This is a genomic window from Pseudomonas sp. PHC1, assembly GCF_046487845.1.
GTDB classification, from domain to species: Bacteria; Pseudomonadota; Gammaproteobacteria; order Pseudomonadales; family Pseudomonadaceae; genus Aquipseudomonas; species Aquipseudomonas sputi.
In genome coordinates this window covers 14447-31996 of the sequence record NZ_JBJXHJ010000038.1, presented here as the reverse complement: position 1 = coordinate 31996, position 17550 = coordinate 14447, and the positions used below count along the sequence as shown (strand labels likewise).

Annotated in this window: 14 protein-coding genes and 1 tRNA gene; 12 read left to right on the top strand and 3 right to left on the bottom strand. The window is 61.1% G+C overall.

Annotated elements, in window-relative coordinates; translation table 11 throughout:
- Positions 1–3 precede the first annotated feature (3 nt).
- The 8 genes from ACKJSM_RS28100 to ACKJSM_RS28065 all read left to right on the top strand — a co-directional run bounded on the left by ACKJSM_RS28100 (position 4) and on the right by ACKJSM_RS28065 (position 7311).
- A tRNA-Glu gene (locus ACKJSM_RS28100) sits at positions 4–79 on the top strand.
- Between the two features lie 183 nt (positions 80–262).
- Positions 263–802, top strand: coding sequence for a TetR/AcrR family transcriptional regulator (locus ACKJSM_RS28095; protein WP_236180471.1), 540 nt, complete (start codon positions 263–265; stop codon positions 800–802).
- Between the two features lie 30 nt (positions 803–832).
- Complete coding sequence (locus ACKJSM_RS28090; RefSeq protein WP_236180473.1) at positions 833–1666, top strand: alpha/beta fold hydrolase; 834 nt, start codon at positions 833–835, stop codon at positions 1664–1666.
- Positions 1667–1713: 47 nt separating this feature from the next.
- The gene (locus ACKJSM_RS28085; protein WP_039770148.1) at positions 1714–2175 is read left to right on the top strand and encodes an acyl-CoA thioesterase; all 462 of its coding nucleotides are present in this window, start codon (positions 1714–1716) and stop codon (positions 2173–2175) included.
- A 35-nt stretch (positions 2176–2210) separates the two neighbouring features.
- Complete coding sequence (locus tag ACKJSM_RS28080; RefSeq protein ID WP_410239474.1) at positions 2211–3170, top strand: tRNA dihydrouridine synthase; 960 nt, start codon at positions 2211–2213, stop codon at positions 3168–3170.
- A 120-nt stretch (positions 3171–3290) separates the two neighbouring features.
- The gene (locus ACKJSM_RS28075; protein ID WP_063429319.1) at positions 3291–3737 is read left to right on the top strand and encodes an Hsp20 family protein; all 447 of its coding nucleotides are present in this window, start codon (positions 3291–3293) and stop codon (positions 3735–3737) included.
- A 185-nt stretch (positions 3738–3922) separates the two neighbouring features.
- Entirely contained in the window at positions 3923–4618 is a 696-nt protein-coding gene (locus tag ACKJSM_RS28070; RefSeq protein ID WP_410239473.1) for a DUF1266 domain-containing protein, read from the top strand.
- Positions 4615–7311 (top strand): DUF805 domain-containing protein, encoded by a 2697-nt coding sequence (locus tag ACKJSM_RS28065; protein WP_410239472.1) that lies wholly within the window; start codon positions 4615–4617, stop codon positions 7309–7311. Before ACKJSM_RS28070 ends, ACKJSM_RS28065 begins: the two co-directional genes overlap by 4 nt.
- On the opposite strand, the gene ACKJSM_RS28060 is transcribed toward ACKJSM_RS28065, so the two are convergent.
- From ACKJSM_RS28060 to ACKJSM_RS28050, 3 genes are all read right to left on the bottom strand, one after another.
- Positions 7308–8999 carry an Hsp70 family protein gene (locus ACKJSM_RS28060; RefSeq protein WP_410239471.1) on the bottom strand — a complete coding sequence of 564 codons (1692 nt, stop codon included), beginning with the start codon at positions 8997–8999 and terminating at the stop codon, positions 7308–7310. The two genes, ACKJSM_RS28065 and ACKJSM_RS28060, sit on opposite strands and share 4 nt — an antisense overlap.
- 108 nt (positions 9000–9107) lie before the next feature.
- Positions 9108–12386, bottom strand: coding sequence for a bifunctional diguanylate cyclase/phosphodiesterase (locus tag ACKJSM_RS28055; protein ID WP_236180485.1), 3279 nt, complete (start codon positions 12384–12386; stop codon positions 9108–9110).
- Between the two features lie 68 nt (positions 12387–12454).
- Positions 12455–13345: a LysR family transcriptional regulator gene (locus tag ACKJSM_RS28050; protein WP_085689295.1), complete on the bottom strand. Its 891-nt coding sequence runs from the start codon at positions 13343–13345 to the stop codon at positions 12455–12457.
- Positions 13346–13485: 140 nt separating this feature from the next.
- On the opposite strand from ACKJSM_RS28050, the gene leuC reads away from it, so the two are divergent.
- The 4 genes from leuC to leuB all read left to right on the top strand — a co-directional run bounded on the left by leuC (position 13486) and on the right by leuB (position 17511).
- The gene (gene leuC, locus ACKJSM_RS28045) at positions 13486–14904 is read left to right on the top strand and encodes a 3-isopropylmalate dehydratase large subunit (protein ID WP_074687686.1); all 1419 of its coding nucleotides are present in this window, start codon (positions 13486–13488) and stop codon (positions 14902–14904) included.
- A gap of 10 nt (positions 14905–14914) precedes the next feature.
- Positions 14915–15559: a 3-isopropylmalate dehydratase small subunit gene (gene leuD, locus ACKJSM_RS28040; protein WP_236180489.1), complete on the top strand. Its 645-nt coding sequence runs from the start codon at positions 14915–14917 to the stop codon at positions 15557–15559.
- A gap of 35 nt (positions 15560–15594) precedes the next feature.
- A complete protein-coding gene (locus tag ACKJSM_RS28035; protein WP_410239470.1) occupies positions 15595–16359 on the top strand; it encodes a class I SAM-dependent methyltransferase in 765 nt (254 codons plus the stop codon).
- A 69-nt stretch (positions 16360–16428) separates the two neighbouring features.
- Complete coding sequence (gene leuB / locus ACKJSM_RS28030) at positions 16429–17511, top strand: 3-isopropylmalate dehydrogenase (RefSeq protein ID WP_236180492.1); 1083 nt, start codon at positions 16429–16431, stop codon at positions 17509–17511.
- Positions 17512–17550: the final 39 nt, after the last annotated feature.

Here is a 17550-nt window from a genome sequence, read left to right as displayed (position 1 = left end):
TGTGTCCCCTTCGTCTAGTGGCCTAGGACACCGCCCTTTCACGGCGGTAACAGGGGTTCGAGTCCCCTAGGGGACGCCACGATTACCCGCTTTGCGGGATTTTATAAGGGTCATTCAATTATTGAATGGCCCTTTTGTTTGTCTGGCGTTTGGCCAAATTCTCTTTTTCCTTAACACTGTGCTTCAGACCAGCGGTCACGCATGTGACTTGCGGAATATTATTATGAGAATAATATTGCTATCGTAATATTCGGAGGCGACGATGAACGACAAGAAAGCTCAAACCCGCGAACGCATTCTCAAGGCCGCCAGTGCTGCACTGATCCAGCGCGGCCCGGCTGAACCGAGCGTGGGCGAAGTGATGGGGGCGGCCGGCCTGACCGTCGGCGGCTTCTACGCGCACTTCGAAAGCAAGGACGCCATGATGCTTGAGGCGTTCAAGCAATTGCTCGGTCGCCGCCGCGACCTGATTGCCGACATGGACAGCGACCTGACCGGTGAAGAACGCCGCGCCCTGGTGGCTGCGTTCTACCTGTCGCGCAAGCATCGCGATTCCAGCGACTCTGCCTGCCCGATTCCGGCCTCCATTGGCGAATTGGGCCGTCTGCCGGAGGCCTTTCGGATCGCGTTGAACGAACACTTGGAATTGATGATTGCGCAGTTGGCGGCAACGCCGGAAGACACCGACAAAGCGTTGGCCGACGTAGCCTTGATGGTGGGTGGCCTGGCGCTCGCAAGAGCGTTGGGCCCTGGGGATTTATCCGATCGATTGCTGCGCGCTGCCAAGTCGGCGGTGCGTTGACCTGAAGGCTACAAGCCCGGGGAGAGAGCGATGAGCACGTTGAAGTGGGTTCGCGGCGTTAATGGCACCTTGGGCTGGTTCGCACCGAAACTGGTGGCGAGCAAAATGCGTTTGGCGTTCATGACGCCGCGCGCGAATGCACCGCGAGACTGGGAATTGCCGCTGCTGGCGAAATCCGAACGCATCACCTTGCGCTTCGGTCTCTCGGCCCTGCGCTGGGGGCAAGGCCCGACTGTTTTGCTGATGCACGGCTGGGAAGGGCGGCCCACCCAGTTTGCCGCGCTGATCACGGCGCTGGTCGAAGCGGGCTACACCGTTGTCGCGCTTGATGGCCCGGCCCACGGCCGTTCCCCGGGGCGTGAAGCCAACGTGGTGCTGTTCGCCCGCGCGATGCTTGAAGCCGCTGCTGAATTACCGCCGCTGCAAGCGGTCATCGGCCATTCCATGGGCGGCGCCAGTGCCATGCTCGCGGTGCAATTGGGCTTGCGTACCGAAACCCTGGTGAGCATCGCCGCTCCGGCGCGGATTCTCGGGGTGTTGCGCGGGTTTGCCCGTTACGTCGGCATGCCGCCCAGAGCTCGTTCAGCGTTCATTCGACAAGTCGAACAGGACGTCGGCATGCGCGCCGCCAACCTCGATGTCGCCCACTATCAACTGGATATGCCAGGCCTGATCGTGCATGCCGAGGACGACACCTTTGTCTCGGTCAAGGAATCCCAACTGATTCACGAGTCCTGGTTCGACAGTCGCCTGTTGCGCCTGGAGGCCGGCGGTCACCAGCGCGTGCTGGCCGACCCTCGGGTGATTGATGGCGTGCTATCACTGCTGGCCGGGCGCAGCCTTCAGGCGCGGCAATCGGCGTAGTCATCCGTTACACTGCCCCGGTTGAATCATCTGACCGGGAGTAGGGCATGGGCTGGGATCGGGCAACGCCGTTTACCATTGATCTGCAAGTGGGCGCCGAGGACATCGACGGGCTGGGCCACGCCAACAACGCGGTCTACGTGACCTGGCTCGAACGCTGCGCCTGGCGCCACTCGCAGCGCCTGGGGCTGGATCTGGTCGAGTACCGGCGCCTGGACCGGGCGATGGCCGTGGTGCGACACGAAATCGACTACCTGGCCGCTGCCTACGAAGGCGATGAACTGCAACTGGCGACCTGGATCGTCGATTGGGACCAGCGTCTGAAAATGACCCGTCACTTCCAGCTGATCCGCCCCAGCGACAACGCCACGCTGCTGCGTGCCCAGACCACTTTCGTCTGCATCGAGCTGTCCACCGGCAGGCCCAAGCGCATGCCCGCCGAGTTCATCGAAGGCTACGGCCCGGCCATACAGACGGCGGACATGGGTTTAGCCCGCGAAACCCAGTAAACTGCCGCACGTTTTTCCTTGAGTGTGTGTTTCCCATGCAAATTGCTCTGGCGCCGATGGAAGGGTTGGTCGACGACATCCTGCGCGATGTTCTGACCCGTGTCGGCGGTATTGACTGGTGCGTGACCGAATTCATTCGGGTCAACGACCAGTTGCTGACCCCAGCCTATTTCCACAAATTCGGCCCTGAACTGCTCAATGGTGCGCGCACGGCTTGCGGTGTGCCATTGCGCGTGCAGTTGTTGGGTTCCGATCCGGTGTGCCTGGCAGAAAACGCGGCGCTGGCTTGCGAGCTGGGCTCTGAAGTGATCGACCTGAACTTTGGTTGCCCGGCCAAGACCGTCAACAAATCCCGTGGCGGTGCGGTACTGCTCAAGGAGCCGGAGCTGCTCAACCGGATCGTCGAGCACGTCCGTCGCGCCGTACCCGCGCACATTCCCGTCACCGCCAAGATGCGCCTGGGTTTCGACAGCCCGGACGGCTCGCTGGTCTGTGCCACGGCACTGGCCGAGGGCGGCGCCGAGCACATCGTGGTTCATGCCCGCACCAAGGTCGACGGCTACAAGCCGCCGGCACATTGGGAGTGGATTCCGCGCGTGCAGGACGTGGTCAAGGTGCCGGTATTTGCCAACGGCGACATCTGGAGCGTCGAAGACTGGCGCCGTTGCCGGGAAATCAGCGGCGTCGAAAACATCATGCTCGGTCGCGGTCTGGTCTCGCGTCCGGATCTGGCCAAACAGATCGCCGCCGCCCGTGCCGGTGAGGAGGTCGTCGAGATGACCTGGGCCGAGCTGATGCCACTGATCCAGGACTTCTGGCTGCAAGCCAAAGCGCAAATGACTGCTCGTCAGTCGCCGGGCCGTTTGAAGCAATGGCTGGCCATGCTGACCCGCAATTATCCTGAGGCCACCGAGCTGTTTACCGTGCTTCGGCGTGAAACCGAGCCGGATCAAGTCTCGCGTTTACTGGGGTTGCCGGTCGCCGAAGCGGCCTGAAAAAATCTTCAAATACGCTCTTGAAAACAAAACGCAGGTCCCTATCTAAGGGTTACGCGATGCCGAATTCGGGTCGCGGAGACAAAAAAACTTGCTGATTGTTTTCAGGAGATTTGAACCATGAGTACTGCATTTTCCCTCGCTCCACTGTTCCGTTCCTCGGTAGGTTTCGACCGTTTCAACGACCTGTTCGAAACGGCCCTGCGCAACGAGCCAGGCAGCACCTATCCGCCTTACAACGTGGAAAAACACGGTGACGATCAATACCGCATCGTCGTGGCGGCGGCCGGTTTCCAGGAAGAAGACCTGGAACTGCAAGTCGAAAAAGGCGTGCTGACCATCAGTGGCGGCAAGCGTGATGCCAACGAAGGCGTTACGTTCCTGCACCAGGGCATTGCCCAGCGTGCATTCAAGCTGTCCTTCCGCCTGGCCGATCACATCGAGATCAAGGCCGCCGGCCTGAGCAACGGTCTGTTGAGCATCGACCTGTTGCGCGTGATTCCGGAAGAGGCGAAAGCCAAGCGCATCCCGATCAACGGGGCGCAGAAGCCGGCGCTGCAACACTGAGTCACTTGCAGAAACAAATCGTCTGAACGGGCGATAAGCCGCTGAATGAAGGCCCCGATACGTCGGGGCCTTTTTTGTGGGCGCAAGAAAACAGCTGTTCGACTTTGCCGGCGGCGGCGGTTTCTCTACAATCCGCCGCAGTGTTGCCGACCCCATCCTTATCGGTCGGCGTGGAGCCTTTTTTCATGGACGATATTCAACAGCGCTGGCTGTGCGCCCTTTCTGCGCCAATGGCAGCGCTCAACACCGGCGCCGGGTACGACGACCCCGCGTTCTGCGACGACCGCTACATCGATCTGAAGGACAGTTGGGGTATCGATGACCGGCGGCAATTGTTCGACATGCTCCAATGGATGACGGACGACGGACATGCCAAGCACCTGAGTGGAGCCTATTCGGCGTGGCAACGTTGTCTGCCGAGTGAATGGCAGCGCTTGCTGGAGCAGCTGACCCCTCGCGAGCGTGTTCTGCATGAGTTTGCCAGTCGCACTTTTGGAGGTTGCGGTCCCGGAGGGATTTTGTCCTGGGACTACGGGCGGATGGGATTTCTCCTGCGTTGCGGGGTGCGCAATCAGTGGATTGATCTGGCCGAAAGCAACTGGCTGCACAGTCGTTTGGCCGTCAGGGCGCAATTTCACTACGGTAGCTGGATGTCCTACTTCAATGGCTTTGTCGTGGGGCGCAGCTTCTGGTGCTGCCTGAACAAGAGCGACGACGAGCTGGCCTGCGAGCTGGAACGGCAGGGGGACAGTGCTCATAACCTGCGGATCGCCCGCGGCCTCGCCCAGAACATCCCGCACTTTCTGTCCGACCTGCCCTGGCACATGGAGATTGATCTGCTGCCCCGTCCGGCATCGCTCAAGGAGTTCGACTGGTCATGAGTTGCTGGATTCGCCTGGGCATCGAGCCCACCTCCGACGAAACCCTGATTCGCGATGCCTACCGCGCACGTCTACCGTCGCATCATCCGGAAACCGATCCGGAAGGATTTCAGGCGCTGCGCATGGCCTACGAAAACGCGTTGCGCCTGGCGCGTGAAGACGAGGAAGAAGCGCTCGAGGAAGAAACTGAAGAGTCAGAGCAGGAGGTTGTCGAGGTCCCGCAGGCGTTCGTGGATTTCTGCGAATTGCTTGACGATCCCGCGCGACGGTTCAATGTCGGGGCATGGCAGGCATTTGTCAGGGCGCTTGATGAGCTGTCGCTGGAACAGCTTGATGAACTCGGTTGGGGGCTCTACCACCGGATGGCTGATGCCGGTCCGCTGTCCTACCGCTGCGCGAATCTGTTGGCCAGGCGAATGGCCTGGGATCAGCAGTTGCTGGATCTGGAATTCGAAGACGCGCGGCGGGTGGAAGCCTTTCTGCAGCGAATCGAAACGCCTGACCCGTTTGATACCGATCTGATGAGCGCCTGGTCAGAGGCTGCGCAGACCGAAACACTCTGGTACGCCCGCAGCCTCGACTTCATTTTCACCCAGCGTCCACTCCATGAGTTTGCCGACTTCGCCAGCCAGCACACCTGTCTGCCGTTGCCGGATGATGCTGCGTTCATCAAGCGTTTGCTGGTGCAGTTCACTCAGGCGGGCATCGGTGCATCGACTTTTTTGCAGTGCTGCGTCGAAAAGCAGCTGGAAGCACCTGATGATGTGGACTGGCTTTACCTGTTGGCGTGTCAGAGCAGTCTGCTGGGGCGGGACGATCAGGCATTGCCGTGCTGGATCAGGCTGTGGAACGAGTTCCGCCATCCGATGGCCGAAAGTCGTCTGCTGGAATTGTGCACCAAGCGGCAACCGACTTTTCTGCCTCTGCTGGTTCAGGCGTTCGATTGTCTGGACGAGTTTTCTCACTGGCCTGCGGATCTCGGGGATGACGCTCAGGTATACGGCAGTCCGTCGCAACGCCCCGAGACGCTGAACCGTTGGTTGGGTGTCGGGCGCTTGAAGCTTAATAGCCTGGCGCAGAGTTTTGTCGATTGGCGCATGACGGGCGATGAACTCCCGTTGCTTGCCCAACTGCTGGGTGAGAATGCCGACAGCCGGCTGCTGCAACTGTACCGGCATGCGTGGGCGCTGCATCGCGGTGATGCGGTCTTGCTGCAGCGGATTCTGGATCAGCCGCTCCCGGTCGATGCGCTCGAATGCCTGGTGCTGAGCGGGTTCAAAGCCCAGGCCGGGCAGCACCTGCGCTGGTTGGAGAATGCGCCGATTGCGCAGGCGATGAGCGCCTTCAGCGAAGCGGATTCAACATCGCAGCAATTGCCGCAGGAGCTGACAAACGGCGCGCTGCACAAGGTCTGTCGCCTGTGGTTGCGTCGCTTGCGGCCCTACAGTGACACCGCCCTGGAGCGCATCGCCGAAGCGTTCAGTTTGGGTGCCGTCAAAGACGACTGTGACCTGTCCGAACTCGATCTGCTTTTTCAGTTGAGCCGTCGCGGGATCGGGTTGCCGCCGGTCGGGCTGGGGGAGGCCGCGTGGGAATGGCACGCTCAAACCATGTTTTTGCTGGCATTGCTGGATCAGCCGGAACGCTGGCTGCAATTGATCGATGGGCAGTGCCTGGAGCGTCTGCCGTTCAATCCGGCTCATCCCTTTAGCCGATTGCAGCCACTGTTGCGCCGTTTGCAACGCGAACAAGGCAATTGCGACGGTTTGCTGGGCTGGCTGCAAGGCAATGATCCGGTACACGGCTTGTTGGTGCAGCAATTGTTCAGCGTGCAGCAGGCCCTCGACAGTGCCCGTCTGCCTGCCAATTCCCTGCTTTACACCTGCATCGAAAGCGATCGCGCTGCATGTGGCGACGACCTGCTGGGTTTGTTGATGTTCTGGGGCGTGCTCTATCACGACCCGAGCCTGAGCGCCGAGCAACATCGTGCGTTGTTGCAATCCATCGCGGCGGTCAGTTGCGAGGACGACTGGTTCGAAGGGTTTCGTGACGGCTTGATCAAGGGCGAGCCGGTGTGGCCGCCGCGCAAGGTGTTGACGGATTTCGGGGTCGACAAACTGTTGGCGTACGAGTCTCTCGATGCGCTCAAGGCCATGGTTCGCTATGGCGCTGCCGGTGTGCCGACAACGCGAGTGCTGCGCCAATTGCAGCAGGGCAAGGATGACGTGCAGAACAGTATCGGCTTGCGCCTGGCGCTGTGTGCCTTACTGTCCTGGTCGGAGCGTTTGATGCTGGCCAACAGTGATATTCAGCCGGTGCCGGCTGGGGCGATCTGGCGCCTGGGCTCGCGGCTGGGGCGCAAGGCTTTTATCGCTCAGGTTCTGGGGTGTGTGGTGATTGCGCCGGTGGCAGGGCTGATCAGCGGTACCACGTTCTTAGGCATTCTGATTCTGTTATTCAGTGTTCTGTTGTTATTCGGCGCCACTCTGCGTCGTTTGCACGACATGGGGCGAGGTTTGCCCACGTTGCTGATATTCATGGCCCTGTCGCCGGTCTTGCCATTCCTGCCGCTGCTGCTGTTCGGCTTTCCCGGTGACAAGTTGCCCAACCGGTATGGCGTGCCGCCGGACAGCGGCGGTGGCGAGATGCTGTCCGGTGGCCTGCAGGCTGCTCTGCGGCGACTCAACGGCTAGAGGCGCAACTGGTCCAGCGCCTTGTTGAGTTCCGAGCGGTGGCTGGCGATCTCTGCCGGCTGCTGCCCGCCGAGTACCCTGGTGAAGTTGTGCAGCCACTCGGCAATGTGTTCGCGCTGTGTGCCCAGACTCTGCATCCATGCCCGCTCCAGGCGGGCCAGCAGTGTGCGGTTGGGCAATGCATCGCGTGGATGGACCTTCAGTGTTGACAGTCGGTTATGGCTGTCTCTGCGCGCTTGCTCATCCAGTCCGGTGGGACTGCGGTCGATACTGTGGCTGTGGCGTTCGCCGGTCTCGAGCAGCGTGACGTCGACTTCGAGCAAACCGTTGATGTCGTAACTGAAGCGTACGTCCAGCTCCTGAATGTTATCGGTGGGCGTCAAGGTGACATCGAAAGCGTCAATGAGGATGTTGTCACGTACCCACGGCCGCTCACCCTGGTAAACGGCAATGCGGATCAGCTCCTGCCGCGGATGGGTGGTGTGGTAGCGCTCTACCCGTGACGTCGGGATGATGGTGTTGCGTTCGATGATCGGCGAAAAGGCGCCGTCGATGCCTTTGCCACGCATGGTCGCGATGCCCAGCGTATACGGGCAGACATCGGTCAGGATCAGTTCTTCGATCGCACCATCGCGTGCCTTGCAGGCCGCTTGCGTGGCAGCACCGAGCGCGACGATCGTGTCCGGATCAAGATGCCGGTAAGGCAGGCGTCCGAACAGGGTGGCGACCAACTGTTGTACCGCAGGCATCCGCGTCGCCCCACCCACCAGCACCAGACTGTCGAGATCCCGTGGTTTCAGGCGCGCATCGCGCAGGGCCTGTTCGATCGGCGCGCGCAGCCGTGTCAGCAAGGGTTCCCAGATCTTCACGGCAGCGGCTTCGTCCAGCGACCATTCGTACAGTTTGTCAGCATGGCGCCAGTTCAACGATTGAGTGCCTTCGCCGAGTTTGCATTTGAGTTGTTCCAGGGCATCACCCAGGCTGGCCATGCCTTGCGGATCAATCATCGACGGGGTCAGCTGCCAGTTTTTCAGACAGGCATTCAGCAGGGCAGCGGTAAAGTCTTCGCCACCCAAAAAGTTGTCGCCGGTGGACGCATGCACCTCGATCAGCGGCAGTGCATATTCCAGCACCGTGACATCGAACGTCCCGCCGCCCAGGTCGAAGATCAGCGTGCGTTCGAACTTCTGCTCGTGTAGCCCGTACGCCATCGCGGCGGCGGTTGGCTCGTTGATCAGTCGGGAAACCTTCAGGCCTGCCAGTTCGGCGGCAAACAGGGTGCGTTTGCGTTGCTCGTCACTGAAATACGCCGGCACGGAAATCACCGCTTCAGCCACCGGCTGGCCGAGAAAAGCCTCGGCGTCCTGCTTGAGTGAGCCAAGTACCAAGGCCGATAACTCTTCCGGGCTGAAGGTTTGTGTGCCGAGTTCGATTTTCCTGTCGCTGCCCATGAAGCGCTTGAACGCGGCGGCTGTGCGTTCCGGGTGGGTCGTCAGGCGTGCGCGGGCGGCCTTGCCGACCAGAATGGTCTCGTCTTCATCGAGGCTGACCACCGACGGGGTCAGCACCTCGCCAAGGGCGTTGGGGATCAATCGGGCCTGACCGTCCTGCCAGACGGCGATCAAACTGTTGGTGGTACCAAGGTCAATGCCCAGCAGGGCCGGGCGGGGAAGGGTTGCATCCTGCATGATCGATCTCGAAACAGCGCGAAAAAACGCGACCCTACAGGTTGCCGCCAACCCTGGCAATTACCGGCCCGGGGTCAATGCCCGGGGGAAGTAACCGCAGATGTCAGGTCATTCCAACAATCCCTTCAGCCCCTCCAGCGGCAACGGCCGGCTGTGCAGATAACCCTGATACAAATGGCAACCCAACCCTTGCAGAAAGGCCAGTTGTTGCGGGGTTTCCACGCCTTCGGCGATCACTTTCAGTCCCAGGCTGCGGGCCATGGCGACGATGGCGCGGATGATCTCGGCGTCGTTGGGGTCGGTGGTGGCGTCGCGGATGAACGACTGATCGATCTTCAGCGTGTCCACCGGCAACCGTTTCAGGTACGTCAGCGATGAATAACCGGTGCCGAAATCGTCCATGGCAAAACTCACGCCGAGTTTTTTCAGGCGGCGCATTTTGCTGATGGTGTCTTCCAGGTTCTGAATGACGATGCCTTCAGTGATTTCCAGTTTCAGCAGCGAGCAGGGCAGGCCGTGGCTGCTCATGCTGTGTTCGATGCGCTCGACGAAGTCGTTCTGGCGGAATTGCCGGGGACTGATGTTCACGCACAGGCTGAAGGCCAAAGGATCGATCAGCTTTTCGGCGATCAATTGCTTGAAGGCTTCGCACGCCTCATCGAGGATCCAGGTGCCGACCTCCAGAATCAGCCCGCTGTCTTCCAGCACCTTGATGAACTCGGTGGGCGATTGCGCGCCGAGTTCCGGGTGATTCCAGCGCACCAGGGCTTCGGCGCCGATGATGCGATTGTCCCGGGCGTCCACTTGCGGTTGGTAATGCACGTCAAATTCGCCACGGGACAGCGCCAGGCGCAGGTCGGTCTCCATGCGCAGCCGTTCGCTGGCCGCTTTCTGCATGGTGTTGTGGTACATCTGCGTGGTATTGCGCCCCGAATCCTTGGCGCGGTACAGCGCAATGTCGGCGCGTTTGAGCAGGTCGGTCGGGGTCGAGCCGTGATCGGGAATCAGCGCCACGCCGATGCTCGGCGTCACTTGCAGGCGCTGGCCGTCGAGGAACATTGGCTCCGACAACAGTTCGCGAATGGTGTCGGCCAGTTCGCGTACTTGCGTGCTGACCTCGTTGCGCGTGCCTTCCAGGCCGCTGAGCAGCACCACGAATTCATCGCCCCCAAGCCGCGCCACGGTGTCTTCCATGCGCACGCTGGCTTCAAGCCGCGCGGTGATGATTTTCAGCACCGTGTCGCCGACCGGGTGACCCAGCGAGTCGTTGATGTGCTTGAAGTGATCCAGATCGAGAAACAGCAGTGCGCCGCGCAGGTTGTGGCGCTTGAGCAGGGCGATCTGCTGGCTCAGGCGATCCATCAGCAACGCGCGGTTGGGCAGGTTGGTCAGCGGATCGTGATAGGCCAGATGGCGGATCTGCGCCTCGGCGTTCTTCAGCAGGCTGACATCCCGTGCGGTGAGCAACAGGCAGGCGGTTTCATTGAGGGTAATCGGCTCGACCGAAACTTCCACCGTCAGGATCTCGCCGCGCTTGTTGCGCCCGAGCATTTCCTGGTGGTGCACACGGCCCTTGATCTGTAGCTCGGCAAGCAGGGCCGAACGTTGCTTTTCCTCGGCCCATATGCCGACCTGATACACGGTTTTGCCCACCACTTCGTCGGCGCGATAGCCGGTGAGGCGGCAGAAACCGTCGTTGACCTCCAGATAGCGCCCGGTGTCGCGCTCGGTGATGGTGATGGCGTCGGGACTGGAGTGGAACGCCTTGGCGAATTTCTCTTCGCTGGCCTTGAGCGCCGCTTCCGAGCGCTGTTGCTGGGTGATGTCGCGCAGCGTGGTGACGATGCAGGGCTGGTTGCCGACGCTGATCTGGCGGCTGGAAATCACGCAGGTCAGCGATTGGCCGTCCTTGTGCTGGACGATGATCGCGACATTGCTCAGGCCCTGTTCGCGGATCACCCGTTCGATGCGTTGCAGGCTTTTCGCCGAGGCGTCCCACAGGCCGATTTCCTCGGCGGTGTGGCCGATGACATCGGCGGCGCTCCAGCCAAAGGTCTGGGAGAAGCTGGAGTTGATCTCGATGAATTCCCCGGTTTCCTGGCGCGTGACGCAGATCGGGTCGGGGCTGACCTGAAACAGCGTGGCGAATTTCTCTTCCGAGGCCACCAGCCGTTGTTCGCGCTCGACCTGATCGGTGATGTCCAGCAGGGTGCCGGCCATCCGCAGCGGTACGCCGTTGTCGTCGCGATAGAGGCGGGCACGGCTTTCGAGGTAGCGCGAGCTGCCGTCCGGCAGTTGCACGCGGTATGTCAGCTGATAATTGCCCGCCGGGCCTTCGCGCAGGCTGCGATAGGCGTCGCGCATGCTGTCGCGCTCTTCGCCGGGGACACCCTCGAAAAACTCTTCGAACGACTCATGAAACGGTTTCGGCTCCAGACCGTGTAATTGCGCAGCGCGGGCCGAGCCGTAGAGCATGCCGCTGGGAATGTGCCAGTCCCAGGTGCCGAGCTGCGCCGAGTCCAGCGCCAGGTCGAGGCGTTCCTGGCTGTCTTTTAAGGCATGTTCGGCGGCTTTGCGTTCGGTGGTGTCGAGAAAGGTGCTGAGCAGATACGGCTGGCCTTCGAGCTCGACCTTTTGCGCGCTGAGGATGCCGTCGTGGATCTGACCGTTGCTGGCGCGAAACTGCACCTCCATGCTGACCAGTTCGCCCTTGGCCTTGGTCTTCTTGACCAGCTCCGCCCGTTGCTCGGGATGTACCCACAGGCCAAGTTCCAGGGTGGTACGACCGATGGCACTCTGCACCGGCCAGCCGAACAGGCTTTCGAAATACTGGTTGGCTTCGCTGATCAGGCCGTCTTCCTGGCGGGTCAGCAGCACCATGTTCGGGCAGAGATGAAACAGTGTCGCGAAACGTTTCTCCGAACTGCTGAGGGCCTGTTCCCGTTGCCGCTGGTGGGTGATTTCACGGATCACCCCGATCATTCGGGGGCGGCCGTGTTTGTCCGGCAGCAGACTGCCGTTGATTTCCAGCCAGTGCAGGCTACCGTCGGGCCAGCGGATGCGGTGGTGCATCGCCTGTTCCAGCGGTGCACCGGCAATCACCGCGTGGAACGCGCGAATGGTTTTTGCCCGGTCTTCCGGCGGCAGCAGGTCGAGGTATTCGAGGTCTTCGGGCAGCGGTTGCCGCGGATCGAAGCCGAACAAGGCCTGAGTGCCGCGCGACCAACTGATCTGCCCGCGCTCGATGTCCCAGTACCAGGCGCCTAGCCGGGCACCGTTGAGCGCCGCGAGCAATTGCGGCGCGCTCTCCCAGCTCTGCTCGGATCGCCGTGGATCAATGGCCTGAATACGCGGCATCGGCGGAATACGGTCAACAGATTTCGGCATTGTTAAGGGGCCTTGAGCTGATTTGGGCGTTTGACACAGGGGCGGCAGCTCTATAGGAGTAGCACAAGTTAGCCGAGAGTCCCTGGCAGATCGATTTGAGCGTCCAGCAGGGCCATAAACGCCCGTGCAGCATTCGACAGCGTCCTTTCAGTGTGCAGGATATAGCCTAGCTGGCGACTGAGCTGTATGCCCGGTAAAGGTATGCGCGCCACTTGATCATCGAGCATGGTGCGCGGCAAAACGCTCCAGGCCAGGCCGATCGACACCATCATCTTGATGGTTTCCAGGTAGTTGGTGCTCATGGCGATGTTCGGCGTCAGGCCCTGAGCCTCGAACAGCCGCTGCACAATATGGTGGGTAAAAGTGTTGCCGCCGGGGAAAACCGCCGGATGGCCGGCAATGTCCGCCAATGTGACGGCACCGTTGCTGATCAACGAATGTTCCGGGGCGACCACGAAATCCAGCGGGTCATCCCAGACGGGCGTGGCCTTGACCAGTGTGTGCGGCTCCGGCGCCAGGGTGATGACTGCCAGTTCTGCCCGACCGTGGAGAATTTCCTCGTAGGCCACTTCCGAATCGAGGAACTGAATATCCAGCGCCACCTGTGGGTAGCGGCGGGTGTATTCCCTCAACAGGGGTGGCAAACGGTGCAGGCCGATGTGGTGACTGGTGGCCAGGGTCAGACGACCGGTGACTTCGCCGGTCAGGTTGGTCAGGGCGCGGCGGGTGTCGTCGAGCACGTTGAGAATCTGATAAGCCCTTGGCAGCAAGGCCCGTCCGGCCTCGGTCAGGCCCACTTCACGACCGAGCCGGTCGAACAGCCGTACATTCAATTGCTGCTCCAGGCCGGCGATGCGTTTGCTGATCGCCGGTTGCGTCAGGTGCAGCCGTTCGCCGGCGCCGGAGAAGCTGCCGGTCTCGGCAATCGCGATAAAAGCATTGAGGTTGGCCAGGTCCATATTCGTATTCCAGTTGGTTATCCAAAGCATAAAAAATATGAATTTGAGTTATTTAATCTAACCCCATAGGATCGGCCTCACAAGCCAAAGGGTTATTGATAAGCCCAGGGCATAGAAACAAGCTGATGAGGAACCGTCTGATGGCCGGCAAAACGCTCTACGACAAGCTCTGGGATTCGCATTTGGTCAAGCAGCGCGACGATGGCTCGGCGCTGATCTATATCGATCGTCACATCATCCACGAAGTGACCTCGCCGCAAGCCTTTGAAGGCCTGCGTCTGGCCGGGCGCAAACCGTGGCGCATCGATGCCAACATCGCCACCCCGGACCACAACGTACCGACCACCCCGGAGCGCAAGGGCGGCATCGAAGCCATTGCCGACCAGGTCTCGCGTTTGCAGGTTCAGACCCTCGACGACAACTGCGATGAATATGGCATCGTCGAGTTCAAGATGAATGACGTGCGCCAGGGCATCGTCCACGTGATCAGCCCGGAGCAGGGCGCCACTTTGCCGGGCATGACCGTGGTCTGCGGCGATTCCCACACATCGACCCACGGCGCATTCGGCGCTTTGGCGCACGGTATCGGCACTTCCGAGGTTGAGCACGTGCTCGCCACCCAGTGCCTGGTCGCCAAGAAAATGAAAAACATGCTGGTGCGCGTCGAAGGTCAGTTGCCGTTCGGCGTGACCGCCAAGGACATCGTCCTCGCCGTCATTGGCAAGATCGGCACCGCCGGCGGTAACGGCCATGCCATCGAGTTCGCCGGCAGCGCGATCCGTGACCTGTCCATCGAAGGCCGCATGACCATCTGCAACATGTCCATCGAAGCTGGCGCCCGCGTGGGTCTGGTGGCGGCGGACCAAAAGACCGTGGATTACGTCAAGGGTCGTCCGTTCGCACCGAAAGGCGCCGAGTGGGATCTGGCTGTCGAGTCCTGGAAAGACCTGGTGTCCGACGCCGACGCGCATTTCGACACCGTGGTCGAGCTCGACGCCGCGCAGATCAAGCCGCAAGTCAGCTGGGGCACTTCGCCGGAAATGGTCCTGGCCGTTGATCAGAACGTGCCGGACCCGGCTAAAGAAATGGATCTGGTCAAGCGCGACTCGATCGTTCGCGCCTTGAAATACATGGGGTTGACTGCCAATCAGGCGATCACCGACATCCAGCTCGACCGCGTATTCATCGGCTCCTGCACCAACTCGCGGATCGAAGACTTGCGCGCTGCGGCCGTGATCGCCAAGGGCCGCAAGGTCGCGTCGACCATCAAGCAGGCCATTGTGGTGCCGGGCTCGGGTCTGGTGAAGGCCCAGGCCGAGGCCGAAGGTCTGGACAAGATCTTCCTCGAAGCCGGTTTCGAGTGGCGCGAGCCGGGTTGCTCGATGTGCCTGGCGATGAACCCGGACCGTTTGGAGTCCGGCGAGCACTGCGCCTCGACCTCCAACCGTAACTTCGAAGGCCGTCAGGGCGCCGGTGGTCGTACCCACCTCGTCAGCCCGGCCATGGCCGCTGCGGCGGCGGTGAACGGTCGTTTCATCGACGTTCGTGAATTGATCTGAGGAGCGCAGCATGAAAGCTTTTACCCAGCACACCGGCCTTGTCGCACCGTTGGATCGTGCCAACGTCGACACCGACCAGATCATTCCGAAGCAGTTTCTGAAGTCGATCAAACGCACCGGTTTCGGCCCGAACCTGTTCGACGAATGGCGTTACCTCGATGTGGGTCAGCCGTATCAGGACAACTCCAAGCGCCCGCTGAACAAGGAATTCGTACTCAACGCCGAGCGTTATCAAGGCGCCAGCGTATTGCTGGCCCGTGAGAACTTCGGTTGCGGCTCCAGCCGTGAGCACGCGCCGTGGGCGCTGGAAGAATACGGTTTTCGCAGCATCATCGCGCCGAGCTACGCCGACATTTTCTTCAACAACAGCTTCAAGAACGGCTTGCTGCCGATCATCTTGAGCGACGAAGAAGTCGATGAGCTGTTCAAGCAGGTCGAGGCCGAGCCGGGCTATCAGTTGCAGATCGATCTGCACGAGCAGACCGTGACCAGCCCGAACGGCAAGGTTTACCGCTTCGAGATCGACGCCTTCCGCAAACACTGCCTGCTCAATGGCCTGGACGACATCGGCCTGACCTTGCAGGACGGCGATGCGATTGCCGCGTTCGAAGCCAAACATCGCGCGAGTCAGCCGTGGTTGTTCCGCGACGCGTGAATCTGAAAGGTTGAAACCCAGAAAAGGACGTACCCATGACCAGCACCGCCCACAGTCAGGTTGTACAGAAGCAGTTCGGTGATCAGGCCGCCGCCTACCTGAGCAGCGCCGTTCACGCTCAAGGCACTGAATTTGCGCTGCTGCAGGCTGAGCTGGCGGGGCAGGGCGAGGCACGGGTGCTGGATCTGGGTTGTGGCGCCGGGCACGTGAGTTTTCACGTCGCCCCGTTGGTGAAGGACGTGGTGGCCTACGACCTGTCGCAGCAGATGCTCGACGTGGTCGCCGCCGCGGCCGTTGATCGCGGCTTGAGCAACGTGTCCACGGTCAACGGCGCCGCCGAGCGCCTGCCGTTCCCCGATGGCGAATTCGACTTCGTGTTCAGCCGTTATTCGGCGCACCATTGGAGCGACCTCGGCGTGGCCTTGCGCGAAGTGCGTCGCGTGCTGAAGCCGGGTGGCGTGGCGGCGTTCATTGATGTGCTGTCGCCGGGCAGCCCGCTGTTCGACACCTACCTGCAGAGCGTCGAAGTGCTGCGCGACACCAGCCATGTGCGCGATTATTCGGCCGGTGAGTGGTTGCGCCAGGTCAGCGAGGCCGGTCTGCACACTCGCAGCACCACGCGTCAGCGCCTGCGTCTGGAGTACAGCAGCTGGGTCGAGCGCATGCGCACACCCGAAGTGATGCGCGCCGCGATCCGCCAGTTGCAGCAATCGATGGGCAACGAAGTACGCGAATATTTTGAGATTGAGGCCGATGGTTCGTTCAGTACGGATGTACTGGTGCTCTGGGCCGAAAAGTAAGTTTCGAACGACAAGCATTTTTCCCGGCGCGCCCGTCGACGGCGCACCGACTGAAGACACGAGGAAAGCATGAGCAAGCAGATTCTGATTCTCCCAGGCGACGGTATTGGTCCGGAAATCATGGCCGAAGCGGTCAAGGTGCTGGCGTTGGCCAACGACAAGTACAGCCTGGGCTTCGAGCTGAGCCATGACGTGATCGGTGGTGCCGCCATCGACAAGCACGGCGTGCCGCTGGCCGACGAAACCCTCGATCGCGCCCGTGCCGCCGACGCCGTGCTGCTGGGTGCCGTGGGCGGCCCGAAATGGGACGCCATCGAACGTGACATCCGCCCTGAGCGCGGTCTGCTGAAAATCCGTGCGCAACTGGGCCTGTTCGGCAACCTGCGCCCGGCGATCCTGTACCCGCAACTGGCCGAGGCTTCGAGCCTGAAGCCGGAAATCGTTGCCGGCCTGGACATCCTGATCGTCCGTGAGCTGACCGGTGGCATCTATTTCGGCGCGCCACGCGGCACCCGCACCCTGGAAAACGGCGAGCGCCAGTCCTACGACACCCTGCCGTACAGCGAAAGCGAAATCCGCCGCATCGCCCGCGTCGGTTTCGACATGGCCCGCGTACGTGGCAAGAAGCTGTGCTCGGTGGACAAGGCCAATGTGCTGGCGTCCAGCCAACTGTGGCGCGAAGTGGTCGAGCAGGTGGCCAAGGACTACCCGGACGTCGAGCTGAGCCACATGTACGTCGACAACGCCGCCATGCAACTGGTGCGAGCACCAAAGCAGTTCGATGTGATCGTCACCGACAACATGTTCGGCGACATCCTGTCCGATGAAGCTTCGATGCTCACCGGCTCCATCGGCATGCTGCCGTCGGCCTCGCTGGACGCCAACAACAAGGGCATGTACGAGCCTTGCCACGGTTCGGCACCGGATATCGCCGGCCAAGGCATCGCCAATCCGCTGGCGACCATCCTGTCGGTGTCGATGATGCTGCGTTACAGCTTCAATCTGCACGAAGCGGCCGATGCCATCGAGAAAGCGGTCAGCGTGGTGCTGGATCAAGGTCTGCGCACCGGCGATATCTTTTCGACCGGTTGCACTAAAGTCGGTACGCAGGAAATGGGTGACGCAGTAGTCGCCGCGCTGCGGAATCTGTAATCTCTCGGGCCCGCTGCGAAATTCAATACAAAGCAGCGG